Genomic DNA, 13,954 nt, shown 5'->3' with positions numbered 1-13,954 from the left:
GGCTTGACCCGAGGACCAGACGATCCACACGCTCGAGACCTCCCGTCGGACACCGGTCGCGCCCTGCGTCCGGTCCTCGGGTCAAGCCCGAGGATGACGGAAGTTGGAGGATTCGGCGGTCGTCATCGGAGCCTCCGGCGGGATCGGCGCCGCCATGACCGAGCGCCTGCGCGCGTCGGGCCGCTTCGTCGCGGTCCACGCCCTGTCGCGGACCGAAACAGGGCTCGATCTGGAGGACGAAGCGTCGATCGCCGCAGCGGCCGCCTCGATCGCCAAAGGCCCGCCGCCCACGCTCGTCTTCGTGGCGACCGGCGTCCTGCATGCCGGTCATGAGCCCGAACGAACCTACAAAGCGCTGTCGGCCGAGCACCTGCTGCGCGACCATCGGATCAACGCCGTCGGACCCGCGCTCGTGGCCAAACATTTCCTGCCCCTGCTGCCGCGCGACCGGCGCGCCGTCTTCGCGGCCCTGTCGGCGCGGGTCGGCTCGATCGGCGACAACCGGCTGGGCGGGTGGCACGCCTATCGGGCGTCCAAGGCGGCGCTGAACATGATCCTGCGCACCCTCGCCGTCGAACTGGGCCGCAGCCATCCTCAGGCGGTCGTGGCGGGGCTGCATCCCGGCACGGTCGAGACGCCGCTCAGCGCCCCGTTCCGCAGGGGCGTGGCCCCGGACAAACTGTTCGCCCCCGACTTCTCCGCCGAGCGTCTGCTGGCCGTGCTGGACGGTCTGACGCCCGCGCAGTCCGGCGGCGTCTTCGCCTGGGACGGCGCACGCATCCCCGAATGATCCATCACGGTGAACGCGCGATTCACCGGCTTTCTCAGCGATCCGGTCACGGTTCCGGTTCACGGTGAACGGCGGGGGGATCCCACTCGGCCGGCCAGAGGAGGGCGGTCATGACGGACCTCGACCGCCCGGAGCGCATCCGGGCCGACATCCCGCCGGCGCACGCCGCCTATGCCGCCGCCTATGAGAGCCTGACCTTCTCCCTGGTCAGTCGGGCGCGACGCGAGCTGTCGATCACGCTGGCGGCCCAGCCCGTCTTCGACCTGAAGACCGGCGTGCCCGTCAGCCGGCGCATCCGGCGCTGCGTCCGCCATGCGGGCGGAGAGGCGGCCCTGGCGCGCGGCCGCGGCGCGCTGGACGCGACCGACCTCCGGCGCATCGACCTGCAGACGCTCAAGCATGGGCTGGACCTGCTGCGGCTGGAGCGCAGCGACAGCGGCGTGGTCCCCGCCTTCTGGCGCACCATCGCCTCGTCCGGCGGCCGGTTCGCCCTAGTTGTGCGCCGAGCTTCAGCACGGCGGGGCGCCCGGAGCCCTGCTGGTCGAGGTCATGGGCGGGCTGGAGCAGGCGCCGCCCGAAGCCGTCGCCGACGCCATCGCCCACTTCGAGACGGCGGCGATGGGCGTCGTCCTGCACGTCGCGCCCGACGCCCAGGTGGTGAGGCGCCTGACCGGCGCGCACGCCCAGTGCCTGGCGCTCGACTTCGCCGGGGTCGCTCACGACGGCCCGGCCGAGTGGCAGGAGGCGGCCGATCTGATCGCCGCCGGCCGCGACGCCTGCGCCCAGGTGCTGCTCTTGAACCTGCGGCCAGAGCGCGGCCGCGACGCCCGCACCGCCGGCGCCACCCACGCCGTCTTCGCCGGGCTCGAGCCCATAAGGGTTTAGGCGTCCTTCCCGCTCGCCGGGGAAGGTGGGCGACGAAGTCGCTCGGATGGGGTGGCTGCCTCGACACGCTGACTGGCTGGCGGTCCGGTTTTGTCCGACAGCCACCCCATCCGTCTCGCTCCGCGAGCCACCTTCCCCGGCGAGCGGGGAAGGCCGCTGTTGACGTCTCTGGAACGGAGCCCCTTCATCCCCTCATGCGGCGCACCCTCCCGGCCTCTCTCTACGGCGATCCCCAGGCTTGGGCGCGGGAACGCGACGGCGTGTTCCGGAGCGCCTGGCTGTTCCTGGGTCACGAGGCCGAGCTGGCCGCTCCCGGCGACTGGATCGCCGCCGACGTCGCGGGCTGGCCTCTTCTGGCGGTGCGCGGCTCCGACGGCGTCGTGCGCGCCTTCCACAACGTCTGCCGCCACCGCGCCGGGCCGCTGGTGACGGGCGCTTCGGGCGCCTGCAGCAAGGAGCTGGTCTGCGCCTACCACGGCTGGCGCTACGCCCTGGACGGCCGGCTGCGGTCCGCGACCGGCTTCGGGGCGGAAGAGAGGTTCGATCCCCGCGACTTCGGCCTGCTGCCCCTGACGGTCGAGACCTGGCGCGGCCTGGTCTTCGCCGCGCTGGAGCCGCCCGGCCCGCTGGCCGACGCCGTCGCGCCGATCGAGGCCCTGCTGATCGAGCGCGGGCTGGACCTGCCCCCGCCCGCCCTGCGTCGCGACCACGATCTGGCCTGCGACTGGAAGACCTACGTCGAGAACTATCTGGAAGGCTATCACATCGACGCCGTCCACCCGGAGCTGGCCGAGGAGCTGGCCGGGACGAAGTATCAGGTCCGCGTCGCGGGCGAATGCGTGATCCAGCAGGCTGTCGGCGCGTCCGGCGCCACCCAGGCGGGGGTGTGGGGCTGGCTGTGGCCCAACCTCGGGGTCAACGTCTATGCCGACGGCGCCATGATCGAGCGGATGACGCCGGTCGGGCCGGGCCGAACGCGGCTGGACTATCTCTACCTTGGCCCGAAAGGCCGTCCGCCCTCGGACGAGACCCTGGCCGCCTCCGACCGGCTGACGGCCCAGGACGCCGCCATCTGCGCGGCGGTGCAGGCGAACCTGTCGGCCGGAGCTTATGACGCGGGGGTGCTGTCCAGTCGCCATGAGTCGGCCCTAGGATGGTTTCAGGATCGGATCAGGGGGGTCCACGCATGACCGACGTCGTCTCGGAACACGGGCGCAAGCTGGGCTGGGGCCTGGCCGCCCTGGTGGTCGCCGGCAACATGATCGGCTCGGGCCTGTACCTGCTGCCCGTGACGCTGGCCGACTTCGGCAGCTCTTCCCTGATCGGCTGGCTGGTTGCGGGCGTCGGCGCGGGCGTGCTGGCGCTGGTGTTCGGGGCGCTGGGCCGGCTGAAGCCGCACGCCGACGGCCTGGCCGGCTTCGCCCAGACCGGGCTTGGCCGCTTCTTCGGCTTTCAGGTGGCCATCGCCTTCTGGACCGCCTGTCTGGTCGGCAACGTCGCGGTCGCCGTGGCGGCGACGGGCTATCTCGCCTTCTTCTGGCCGGCGCTGAAGGATCCGGTCGCGGCCACCCTGTGCAATCTGGCGATCATCTGGGTGGCGACGCTGGCGTACATCGCCGGGACGCGCACGGCCTCATGGCTGGCGGCGGGCGCCCTGATCGTCGGCCTGATCCCGATCGTGATCGCCGTGGCCGCCGGCGTCGCGGCCTTTGACCCGCAACTGTTCGCCGCCTCATGGAACCCGACCGGCGACCCGCTGAAGGAGACGGTGCCCGCCTCGCTGGTGCTGATCTTCTGGGCCTATCTGGGCGTCGAGAGCGCCGCGGCCCTGTCGTCGCGCATCCGCCATCCTGGCAAGAATCTGGGTCGGGCGTCGCTGGCCGGCGTCGCTTTGGCCACGGTCGTCTACGTCGGCGCGACGGTTTCGGTGTTCGGCGTGATCCCCCTCAACGAACTGGCCCAGTCCACCAGCCCCTACGCCGATCTGGCCGCCCGGGTTTTCGGCGCCTCGCTGGCCGGGTTCGTGGCGGTCTGCGCCGTGGCCAAGACCATCGGCACGGTCGGCGGCTGGGTCATGATGGGCGGCGAGACCGCCCGCGCGGCGGCCAAGGCCGGCTTCCTGCCCAAGGGCTTCGCCGAGGGCGACAAGACCCCGCTGGTCAATCCGCTGACCGGCGCGGCCATCATGACCATCGTCGCCATCCTGTCGGGCCAGCCGACGCTGGGCGAGCAGTTCGGCATGCTGGTCGGCGTCACCTCGGTGCTGACCCTGACCATCTACGGCGTCTGCTCCGCCGCCCTGATCCGCCTGTCGCCGGGGACCGGAGGCCACGTGCTCGGCGCCTTCGGCCTGATGTTCGCGGGCGCGGCGGTGATCGCGGCTGCGGCGGGATACATCCTGCCGACCCTGGCGGTGGTGGCGCTGACGACGCTGGCTTGGTTCACGGTGCTGAGAGGCGGCAAGCCAGCGGTTGACCCGGCGGGCGAGGGGGCCTAACCCCCGCGCCGTTTGTCCGCCCCGTCGCTTCGGAGTTGCCCGCCATGACCGACCTCCTGCCCGGCGCGACCGGCGTGCTGGCCCTGGCCGACGGAACCGTGTTTCAGGGGATCGGCGTCGGCGCCGAGGGACAGGCCCTGGGCGAGGTCGTCTTCAACACCGCCATGACCGGCTATCAGGAGATCCTGACCGACCCCAGCTACATGAGCCAGATCCTGGCCTTCACCTTCCCCCACGTCGGCAACGTCGGCGTGAACGTGGAGGACGTGGAGCAGATGGGCGGCGGCTCCGACACCTCGGCCGTCGGCGCGGTGTTCCGCGACCTGCCCACCGACCCCGCCAACTGGCGCAGCGAAGGCTCTCTGGACGCGTGGATGAAGCGGCGTGGCGTGGTCGGTCTGTCGGGGATCGACACCCGCGCCCTGACCGCCCGCATCCGCGACGCCGGCGCCCAGCACGCGGTGATCGCCCACAGCTCCACCGGCGACTTCGACATTCCGGCGCTGGTGACCCGCGCTCGTGAATGGACCGGCCTGGTCGGCCTGGATCTGGCCAAGCCGGCTTCGACGCTGCAGGCCTTCGAGTGGGACGAGGGCCTGTGGGACTGGCCGGAGGGGCACCCTCGCGTGCAGGCCGGCGACCGCTCGGTGGTCGTCGTCGACTACGGGGTGAAGCGCAACATCCTGCGCGCCCTGGCCTCGACGGGGGCAAAGATCACTGTCGTGCCCGCCACGACGACCGCCGAGGAAATTCTGGCCCGGAACCCCGACGGCGTGGTCCTGTCCAACGGGCCGGGCGATCCGGCGGCGACGGGCGAGTACGCCGTTCCGGAAATCCGCAAGCTGGTGGACTCGGGCAAGCCCGTCTTCGGCATCTGCCTGGGCCACCAGATGCTGGCCATCGCGCTCGGCGCCAGGACCGTGAAGATGGATCAGGGCCACCACGGCGCGAACCATCCGGTGAAGGATCTGACCACCGGCAAGGTCGAGATCGTGTCGATGAACCATGGCTTCACCGTCGACCGCGACAGCCTGCCGGACCACGTTCAGGAAACCCACGTCAGCCTGTTCGACGGCACCAACTGCGGCATCGCCCTGAAGGATCGGCCGGTGTTCAGCGTCCAGCACCACCCCGAGGCCTCGCCCGGCCCGACGGACAGCCTGTATCTGTTCCAACGGTTCGCCGACGCGATGAAGGGCTGACGTCGCCGCCGTTTCGGCCGTCACAATTCGGCGTCATGATCCGCCCATGTCGAAGGGCAGCGTCTTGTGGGGAGCGGTCGTCGGCGCGCTGGCGCTGCTCACGGCCGCGTGCGCGAGCGGCGGGCGCGAGGCGTTCGACCTTCAGGATCGGCGCGATGCGGCGCCCATGGGCCTGACGTCGCCGGCCGAAATGCCGATCCGGTTCTACGTCGACGACGAAAGCCGCGTCGCCTTCTTCCAGGCCCGCATCCGCGAAGGCCTGCAGGTGGGGCCGGACGGCGAGTTCGACCTGCTCGCCATATCGGGGGGCGGCGCGAACGGCGCCTTCACCGCGGGCGTCATCGCCGGCTGGACGGAGTCGGGGCGGCGGCCGGACTTCGAGGTCGTCACAGGCGTGTCGACCGGCGCCCTGGCCGCGCCCTTCATCTTCCTGGGCCCCGACTGGGACGACGAACTGACCGAGGCCTACGTCGGCGGCGCCGCCAGCGCCCTGCTGCGGCCCCAGGGCCTCGGCGCCCTCTTCGGTTCCGGCATCTACCAGGCCGAGCCGCTTCGCGACCTGATCGCTCGGTACGTCGACATGGCCATGCTGGAGGCGGTGGCGGCCGAGGCGCGTAAGGGCCGAGTGCTTCTGGTGGCCACCACCGATCTCGACTCCCAGCGCGGCGTCAGCTGGGACATGGGCGCCATCGCGCTGCAGGGCGGACCCGAGGCGCTGGAGCTCTTCCGCGCCGTGCTGCAGGCCTCGGCCAGCATCCCCGGGGCCTTTCCGCCGGTCCGCATCCGCGCCACCGCCGGGGGGCGCGTCTTCGAAGAGATGCACGTCGACGGCGGTGTGACGGTGCCGTTCCTCGGCCTGCCCGAGAGCCTGTGGGCCTATCAGGATCCGACGCGGGGGCTGCGGGGCGCGCGACTGCACGTCATCGTCAACGGCCGGGTGTCCCCCAGCTTCGCGGTGACCACCGACAGCGTGGGGTCGGTGCTGGGCCGCAGCCTGGACACCATGCTGCGCGCCTCGCTGCTCAGCACCCTGGCCGGAAACCGCGCCTTCGCCGACCGCAACGGCCTGGTTTTCCGCTGGGCGGCCCTGCCGGACGACAGCACCGCCGGCGCCCTGGATTTTCGCCCGGAGTCGATGCGCGCGGTCTATGAGGTCGGCCGCCTCGGGGCTCTGGACGGCTCGGTCTGGCGCTGAACCGCGTCCACGGTCACGGCCTGCGCATCTCCTGACGCATCCATGAGACGAACGCCTGGATCGTGGGGTTCCCCCGGTCGCCCTTTCTATGGGCGACGAAATAGGCGCCCGCTTCCGGAGCGGTCCGGGCAAAGGGGGCGACCAGTCCCTGCGCCTGCGGCGTGTCGAACACCAGGGGGATCAGGCCCAGAACGACGCCGCGACCATGCAGGGCGGCGTCCAGGCCGGCCGGGACGGAATCGACCGTCAGGCCCTGACGGGGACTCAGATCGTCGCGACCGGCCGCGTCCAGCCAACGCCGCCAGCCGTCGCGGCCGGAACCCATGTGAATCAGCGTCTCGTCCATAAGGTCGTCGATCGCCGCCAGGCGGGCTGCGATCTTTGGCGCGCATAGCGGCGTGGCGCGCAGATCCAGCAGCTTGAAACACGTCACGCCCGGCGTCGGCTGATCCAGGTGCCTGATGGCGACGTCGAACGGATCGACCTCCAGATCCACCACGCGGCTGCTCGACTCGATCTCGATCTGGACGGTCGGGTGCCGGTCCTGAAACCCGGACAGGCGGGGCAGCAGCCATGTGGACGTGAACATCGGCAGGCTGGTCACCCTCAGCATCGCCGCCGCGCCGGAACAGCGGGCGCGAGCCAGAGCGCGGTCCATGTCCTCCAGGGATGCGACGACCGCCTCGCCAAGCGCCTTCCCGAGAGGCGTCGGCTCCACGCGCCTGACGCCGCGTATGAACAAGGGCGCGCCCACGTGATCCTCAAGCGCCCGCACGTGGTGACTGATCGCCGGCGGCGTGACGCCCAGGCTCCTGGCGGCTTCCCGAAAGCTGCCGTGACGCACGGCGGCCGCGAAGGCTTGCAGCGACCTCAGGGGCGGCATGTCGCGATCCATGCCACAGGTTAGTTCAGCTCACCCATTCTTCAAAAGACTGAGTTTTCGCCGGGCAGGGACGAGCTCTAAGAGGGGATGACGGTCGTCATCGGCCCGCAACGACGGAGACCCACATGTCCGACCCGGTCACCCGCCGGCCGACCCGACTTTCCGTCCGGATAGGCTATGGCTTGGCCTTGGTCATCGCGGCGTGGATGGGCGTCAACACCCTGCGGGCCTTCCTCGCTCCGGACGCCTTCGCCCGCAGCTTCGGGCTGGACGGCGCCCAGGCCACGGACCCGGGCTTCGTCCAGGTCTATGCCTTGAGGGCGCTGTTCCTGGGCGTCTTCGCGCTTTTTCTGGTCGTCCGGGCCGAGGCGCGTCTGCTGGGCTGGTTCGCGCTGATCGCCGTGGTCATGCCGGTCGGAGACGCCCTGCTGGTTGCCACGGCCGGCGCGGCCCCGGGGACCGTGGCCCGCCATGCGGCGATCGCCGTCTACCTGCTGCTGACGGCGACCCTCCTGCTCAGGACGGCCCGGACTCGATGAGGTCGGACGCCGTCAGCCCTTCGGCTCGGCCAGGAAGGCCTTGTTCACGATCAGCCAGCGGCCGTCGACCCTCATCAGGGTCATCCAGTCGGTGAAGCGGACGGTCGGATAGTCCAGCACGATCTTCGCCACCGCCGTGTCGCCCGCGACGTCGATGGACTCGATCCAGCGGCGACGCTGGGCCTCGTCTGCGGCCGGGCTGCCCGAGGCGCGGCCGACGTACTCCTCGCCCGTCATGCGGATCAGCGTGCCGCCGCGCGTGCCCCACAGCTCGGCGTCGGGATGGAAGGCGGCGCGGAATTGGTCCTGGCTGCCCGTCGCGTGGCCGCGCAAATAGGCCTCCAGCGGAGCCCGCACGTCGGCGTCGACGGCGGCCACTTCGGCGGTGTGGGCGACCCAGGGATCCTGGGCCAGGGCGGGCGCTCCGGTCGCCAGGACGGCGGCGAAGGCGAGGGCGGCGACGAACTTCATGGCGATCTCCCCGGTCGATGGGCGAAGCTTGACCGGGATCGTGGCGCCGCCGTGGCGGAGTCGGCTCAGGGCAGGGTGGGCAGGCCTTCGCGGCGCAGGTCGCAGGCCTTGCGGACGGCCTGAGGCGCGGCGCCCAGCCAGTAGTCGGCGTCGTCGGGTCGGCCGCAGGCGCGGCGCTGGAGCCCGCGCAGGCGGCGCTGCGCCGCGTTGTCCAGCAGGCGGGCGTGCAGGGCGCGCGGCGTCGGGCTGCGCACCGTGGGCGACCACGGGACAGCGACGGCGTCGGGGCCGGTGGTCTCCACGGCGGGTCTCTGGATCGACATGAACATCGTGCGTCTCGGTCTTTCGCGGCCAGGCGCCTGCTGCGCCTCGCCGCCGTCGCGCGACGGCTTCGGCCGTCGGGAGGGGAGGAGATCGATCCACAAGGCCTGTGGACCGATCCTGCATCTAGAAGGCAAATCCGTCCGGAATCAGACGGTTCCCGCCGTCCGCAGGCCTTTTTGGTTAACCGGGGCTTAACGCCGCGCATCGCGGTCGCCTTCGCGCTATGCTCCGCGCGTGCGCTTCGACGATCGTTACATCGAGGAACTGAAGGCCCGGCTGCGGCCCTCCGACGTCATCGGTCGGACGGTCAAGCTGAAGCGGCAGGGGCGTGAGTTCGTCGGCCTGTCGCCGTTCACCAAGGAAAAGTCGCCCAGCTTCTTCGTCAACGACGACAAGGGCTTCTTCCACGACTTCAGCTCCGGCAAGCACGGCGACGTCATCTCCTTCCTGCAGGAGACCGAGCGCCTGTCGTTCGTCGAGGCGGTGCAGCGGCTGGCGGGCGAGGCGGGCATGGCCCTGCCGGCCGAGGACCCCCAGGCCCAGGAGCGGGAGCAGAAGCGCCAGGGCCTGTCCGACTGGATGGATTTGGCCCAGAAGTGGTTTGCGGCGAACCTGCGCCGCTCGGTCGGCAAGGCGGCGCGCGAATATCTGGAGCGCCGCGGCCTGCCCGAGGACCAGTGGGAGCGCTTCGGGCTCGGTTATGCGCCGAACGACCGCGAAGGGCTGAAGAACGCCCTGGTCCAGCGCGGCGCCCGCCCCGGCGACCTGGTGGAGGCCGGCCTGCTGATCTCGCCCGAAGGCGGCGGCCAGCCCTATGACCGGTTCCGCGACCGGCTGATCTTCCCGATCCTCGACTCGCGCGGCCGCGTCGTCTCCTTCGGCGGCCGGGCCATGAACCCGGACGACCGGGCCAAATATCTGAACGGGCCGGAGAGCCCGCTCTTCCACAAGGGCGCGACCCTGTACGGCCTGCCGGAGGCGCGGCGCATCCTGGGCGCCGAGAGCAAGTCGGAGCAGGCGATCGTCGTCGTCGAGGGCTACATGGACGTCATCGCCTGCCAGCGCGCGGGCGTGCCGGCCGTGGCGCCGATGGGCACGGCCCTGACCGAAGACCAGATGGGTCTGCTTTGGCGCGTCAGCCCGGAGCCGATCCTGTGTTTCGACGGCGACGGCGCCGGCCGTCGCGCCGCCTTCCGCGCCGTCGAACGCGCGCTGCCGCTGATCAAGGCCGACCGCACCCTGCGTTTCGTCACTCTGCCGGACGGGCTGGACCCCGACGACATGCTGCGCGACCGCGGCGCCCCGGCGCTGCGCGAGGCGCTGGGTCACGTCGTGCCCTTCTCGCGCATGCTGTTCGAGCGCGAGCGCGAGGCCGTCGGGCCGCTGGACGGACCGGAGAAGGAGGCCCGGCTGATCGCGCGGCTGCGCAAGGCCGCCGCCACCGTCGCCGACCCCGACCTGGCCCGCACCTACAAGGACCACCTGCTGGGCGCCGTCTATCAGCTGACGCGCCCGTCGGAGGCGGAGCGGAAGCAGGCCGGGCGGGTCATCTACCGCGACCGTCGCGCGCGCAAGGCGATGGTTCTGGAGGGCGCTAGTCTGGCAAATCAAACGTCTACTGCCGAGCTTCGGCGTGCACCTCGTCCAGTGGTTGCGGCGATTCTTGCTGGACTAATCGAATACCCGGCAGTTCTTCAGGAGAAAGCGGAACTTTTGTCGAGCCAAGGCCTAGGTGACAAGAGCCTTGATCGGCTTCTTGCAGACTTGGTTCGCTTAGTATGGGACCTGCAGGACTTCGGCGATGGTCTGCTTCGCGCGAGGCTTGTGGCACTGGGGCACGGCGAGGCGTTGAAGGCCGTGGACCGAACTGCATCGATCTCGCATGCCCCGTTTTTGGAGGCATCGCTCGGCCACGACGCGGCTCGCCAGCTTTTGACGCGGGTGCTTGAGGGGCTGATTCAGGAGGCGGCACTCAAGCGTGCGATTGATGAGGCCAAGGAAGACCGCTTCTCGACGCCGAGCGACTTCGCTGCCTTCGTCGAACTTAAGGCGCAGCGCGACGCCCAGGCGCGCCTGCTCGCCAGCGGCGCCCTGTGGGAAGCGACGGTGACCGTGCACTGACGACGGTTCAGTTGCCGGCCGACTTGCACTAAAGTGGACCGATGGACGGTTCCCATCCCATCCGCGTCACCATCGAGGGCGACCATCAGGTCGTCCACTTGCCGCGCGACGTCGTCGTGCCGCCCCACGCCGTGGTGCGGGAGGAGGCCGGGCGTCTCGTGATCGAGACGGCGCCCAAAACGATCTCGGGCGCAGAGTTTGCAGCGTTCCTGCGGACTCTTGAACCGATCGACGAAGAGATCGGGGAGATAGAGGATTTCCCCGCCCGGCCGTTCAACCTTTGACGGTCTACCTTCTTGACACCAATGTTCTTTCCGAGGTCGTCCGAAATCCACTCGGGCCGGTGGAACAGCGCATGCTCATGGTGGAGCAGGCTGATCTGTGCACCAGCGTCCTCGTCGCGGCAGAACTAAGATACGGCGCAGCCCGGAAGAACTCCGCTCGATTGCGGGCTCAGACCGACACCATTTTGGCGCGCCTGCCCGTGCGCGCTTGGGACGTGCCGGCAGATCGCGCTTACGGCGAGCTCCGTGCCCATCTGGAGCGGGCCGGAACTCCGATAAGCCAGAACGACATGCTGATCGCCGCCCACGCGTTGGCTCTCAACTGCATCCTCGTGACGGACAACGAGGCGGAGTTCCGCCGCGTGCCCGGCCTGGCCGTCGAGAACTGGCTGCGCGACCCGCCCGTCCCGTCTTGACACGGACGGGTTCGCTCGCCATCTGCGGCCACGGATCAGACCGCCTGCGCGCGCGAGGTCGAGAAGGCGGGGGCACTGGCCGCCCGCGCTTCCGGGCCGAACCGTCGCCCCCCGCCCCAGGCCGCGGTCCGAACGGTCGCCAGGAACGGCTCTCGCCGCGCCTCCGTCGGGCGCTGCCCGCCGACCGGCCGATGACGAAAAATTTGAGCGCGGCGCGAGGGGACACGATCCTTTTCGTCGCGCGTTGCACTTTTGCCGCAGGCCCCGCCTCGGCCGCCGGAGATCCGACTGAATGAGCGCCCAGACCGAGACCCAGGAAACCGAAGCCGCGACCGACGGTCCGCTGCTCGACCTGACGGACGCCGGCGTCAAAAAGTTCATCAAGCAGGCCAAGGCCCGCGGCTATGTGACGATGGAGGAGCTGAACAAGGTCCTGCCGTCCGAAGAGGTGACCCCCGACCAGATCGAGGACACCCTGGCGATGCTGTCCGAGATGGGCGTCAACGTCGTCGAGGCGGAGGAGGACGCGGAGCCGAAGGACGGCGAGGGCGGCGAGATCGCCGAGCGGGCGGAGACCGCGGTCGCCGAAACGCCGGCCAAGTCGGCCTATGACCGCACCGACGACCCCGTGCGCATGTATCTGCGCGAGATGGGCTCGGTCGAACTGTTGAGCCGCGAGGGCGAGATCGCCATCGCCAAGCGCATCGAGGCCGGCCGCGACGCCATGATCTCGGGTCTGTGCGAGAGCGCCCTGACGTTCGAGGCCATCATGGTGTGGCGCGACGAACTGGCGGCGAACCGCATCCTGCTGCGCGAGGTCATCGACCTGGACGCCACCTACGGCGTTCTGAACCCCGCCAGCCTGCCCCAGAACCAGCCCCAGCCGCCCATCCCCGGCCAGCCCGCCCCCCCGCGCGAGGAGAGCGAAGGCACGGAAACCTCGGGCGAAAATCCGGCCGGCGAGGACGACGAGGACGAGGACTTCGACGACGGCGGCGGCATGTCGATCTCGGCGCTGGAGGCCGAGCTGCGCGACGGGATCATGGAGATCCTGGACGCCGTGGCGGCCGACTTCGGCGGCTTCCGCAAGCTGCAGGACAAGCTGGTGGAGGCGCGGCTGAAGGGCGAGGCCCTGTCGCCCAAGGACCAGAAGACCTATGACGCCCTGACGGCCGCCATCTCGGGCCGGCTGAAGACGCTGAAGCTGAACAACGCCCGCATCGAGGCGCTGGTCGAGCAACTGTACGCCATCAACAAGAAGCTGATGGGGCTGGAGGGCCGCCTGCTGCGCCTGGCCGACAGCTACGGCATCTCGCGGCCCGAGTTCCTGAAGTCCTATTTCGGCGCCGAGCTGGACCCGACCTGGACCGACCGGGTCAAGGAGATGGGCGTGCGCTGGACCAAGTTCAGCGAGAACGAGGCCGCCCAGATCGCCCAGATCCGCGGCGACGTGGCGGCCGTCGCCACCGAGGCCGGCCTGCCGATCGACGACTATCGCCGCATCGTCCAGAAGGTGCAGAAGGGCGAGCGCGAGGCCCGTCAGGCCAAGAAGGAGATGGTCGAGGCCAACCTGCGCCTCGTGATCTCCATCGCCAAGAAGTACACCAACCGCGGCCTGCAGTTCCTGGATCTGATCCAGGAGGGCAACATCGGGCTGATGAAGGCGGTCGACAAGTTCGAGTACCGCCGCGGCTACAAGTTCTCGACCTACGCCACCTGGTGGATCCGTCAGGCGATCACCCGCTCGATCGCCGACCAGGCGCGGACCATCCGCATCCCGGTCCACATGATCGAGACGATCAACAAGATCGTGCGCACGTCGCGCCAGATGCTGCACGAGATCGGCCGCGAGCCGACGCCGGAAGAACTGGCCGAGAAGCTGGCCATGCCGCTGGAGAAGGTCCGCAAGGTCCTGAAGATCGCCAAGGAACCGATCAGTCTCGAAACGCCCATCGGCGACGAGGAGGATTCTCACCTTGGCGACTTCATCGAGGACAAGAATGCGGTCCTGCCCATCGACGCGGCCATCCAGTCCAACCTGCGCGAGACCACCACGCGGGTGCTGGCCAGCCTGACGCCGCGCGAGGAGCGGGTGCTGCGCATGCGCTTCGGCATCGGCATGAACACCGACCACACGCTGGAAGAGGTCGGCCAGCAGTTCAGCGTCACCCGCGAACGCATCCGCCAGATCGAGGCCAAGGCGCTGAGGAAGCTGAAACACCCCAGCCGGTCGCGCAAGCTGCGCAGCTTCCTGGACAGCTAGGGGCGCGCGCGGCCGTCCTTCCTGCCGCGCGGCGTCGGGAAGAATTCGACCCCTGCCGCACGACCACTTCGACCACGCGGGCCA

General features: G+C 70.1%; 14 protein-coding genes. 11 read left to right on the top strand and 3 right to left on the bottom strand.

Going from position 1 to position 13,954, the window contains the following annotated elements; translation table 11 throughout:
• Positions 1 to 103: 103 nt before the first annotated feature.
• The 6 genes from VGN45_RS11530 to VGN45_RS11505 all read left to right on the top strand — a co-directional run bounded on the left by VGN45_RS11530 (position 104) and on the right by VGN45_RS11505 (position 6,569).
• Positions 104 to 790 (top strand): SDR family NAD(P)-dependent oxidoreductase, encoded by a 687-nt coding sequence (locus VGN45_RS11530; protein WP_327462564.1) that lies wholly within the window; start codon positions 104 to 106, stop codon positions 788 to 790.
• A gap of 495 nt (positions 791 to 1,285) precedes the next feature.
• The gene (locus VGN45_RS11525) at positions 1,286 to 1,675 is read left to right on the top strand and encodes a hypothetical protein (RefSeq protein WP_327462562.1); all 390 of its coding nucleotides are present in this window, start codon (positions 1,286 to 1,288) and stop codon (positions 1,673 to 1,675) included.
• Positions 1,676 to 1,869: 194 nt separating this feature from the next.
• Complete coding sequence (locus VGN45_RS11520) at positions 1,870 to 2,865, top strand: aromatic ring-hydroxylating dioxygenase subunit alpha (RefSeq protein WP_327462560.1); 996 nt, start codon at positions 1,870 to 1,872, stop codon at positions 2,863 to 2,865.
• Positions 2,862 to 4,172, top strand: a complete 1,311-nt coding sequence (locus VGN45_RS11515) for an amino acid permease (RefSeq protein WP_327462558.1) — start codon at positions 2,862 to 2,864, stop codon at positions 4,170 to 4,172. Before VGN45_RS11520 ends, VGN45_RS11515 begins: the two co-directional genes overlap by 4 nt.
• Before the next feature lie 44 nt (positions 4,173 to 4,216).
• A complete protein-coding gene (gene carA / locus VGN45_RS11510; protein ID WP_327462556.1) occupies positions 4,217 to 5,374 on the top strand; it encodes a glutamine-hydrolyzing carbamoyl-phosphate synthase small subunit in 1,158 nt (385 codons plus the stop codon).
• Between the two features lie 46 nt (positions 5,375 to 5,420).
• Positions 5,421 to 6,569 carry a patatin-like phospholipase family protein gene (locus VGN45_RS11505; RefSeq protein WP_327462554.1) on the top strand — a complete coding sequence of 383 codons (1,149 nt, stop codon included), beginning with the start codon at positions 5,421 to 5,423 and terminating at the stop codon, positions 6,567 to 6,569.
• A gap of 13 nt (positions 6,570 to 6,582) precedes the next feature.
• Here VGN45_RS11505 and VGN45_RS11500 read toward each other — a convergent pair whose 3' ends face one another.
• The gene (locus VGN45_RS11500) at positions 6,583 to 7,464 is read right to left on the bottom strand and encodes a LysR substrate-binding domain-containing protein (protein ID WP_327462552.1); all 882 of its coding nucleotides are present in this window, start codon (positions 7,462 to 7,464) and stop codon (positions 6,583 to 6,585) included.
• A 113-nt stretch (positions 7,465 to 7,577) separates the two neighbouring features.
• On the opposite strand from VGN45_RS11500, the gene VGN45_RS11495 reads away from it, so the two are divergent.
• On the top strand, positions 7,578 to 7,991 hold the full coding sequence (locus VGN45_RS11495) for a DUF4267 domain-containing protein (RefSeq protein WP_327462550.1): 414 nt from the start codon (positions 7,578 to 7,580) through the stop codon (positions 7,989 to 7,991).
• 12 nt (positions 7,992 to 8,003) lie between these two features.
• Here the strand turns inward: VGN45_RS11495 and VGN45_RS11490 are convergent, their stop codons facing one another.
• Positions 8,004 to 8,462 carry a nuclear transport factor 2 family protein gene (locus VGN45_RS11490; protein WP_327462547.1) on the bottom strand — a complete coding sequence of 153 codons (459 nt, stop codon included), beginning with the start codon at positions 8,460 to 8,462 and terminating at the stop codon, positions 8,004 to 8,006.
• Positions 8,463 to 8,527: 65 nt separating this feature from the next.
• Complete coding sequence (locus VGN45_RS11485) at positions 8,528 to 8,791, bottom strand: hypothetical protein (RefSeq protein WP_327462545.1); 264 nt, start codon at positions 8,789 to 8,791, stop codon at positions 8,528 to 8,530.
• Between the two features lie 229 nt (positions 8,792 to 9,020).
• Between VGN45_RS11485 and dnaG the strand changes: the two genes are divergently transcribed.
• The 4 genes from dnaG (at position 9,021) to rpoD (ending at position 13,870) form a co-directional block, all read left to right on the top strand.
• Complete coding sequence (gene dnaG / locus VGN45_RS11480) at positions 9,021 to 10,907, top strand: DNA primase (protein WP_327462543.1); 1,887 nt, start codon at positions 9,021 to 9,023, stop codon at positions 10,905 to 10,907.
• Between the two features lie 41 nt (positions 10,908 to 10,948).
• On the top strand, positions 10,949 to 11,191 hold the full coding sequence (locus VGN45_RS11475) for a hypothetical protein (protein ID WP_327462541.1): 243 nt from the start codon (positions 10,949 to 10,951) through the stop codon (positions 11,189 to 11,191).
• Positions 11,188 to 11,607, top strand: coding sequence for a type II toxin-antitoxin system VapC family toxin (locus VGN45_RS11470; RefSeq protein ID WP_327462539.1), 420 nt, complete (start codon positions 11,188 to 11,190; stop codon positions 11,605 to 11,607). Before VGN45_RS11475 ends, VGN45_RS11470 begins: the two co-directional genes overlap by 4 nt.
• Before the next feature lie 292 nt (positions 11,608 to 11,899).
• Positions 11,900 to 13,870 carry an RNA polymerase sigma factor RpoD gene (gene rpoD, locus VGN45_RS11465; RefSeq protein WP_327462537.1) on the top strand — a complete coding sequence of 657 codons (1,971 nt, stop codon included), beginning with the start codon at positions 11,900 to 11,902 and terminating at the stop codon, positions 13,868 to 13,870.
• Positions 13,871 to 13,954 lie beyond the last annotated feature (84 nt).

Source organism: Brevundimonas sp. (assembly GCF_035999125.1).
Lineage (GTDB): Bacteria > Pseudomonadota > Alphaproteobacteria > Caulobacterales > Caulobacteraceae > Brevundimonas.
This window is presented reverse-complemented; position numbering and strand designations above follow the sequence as displayed.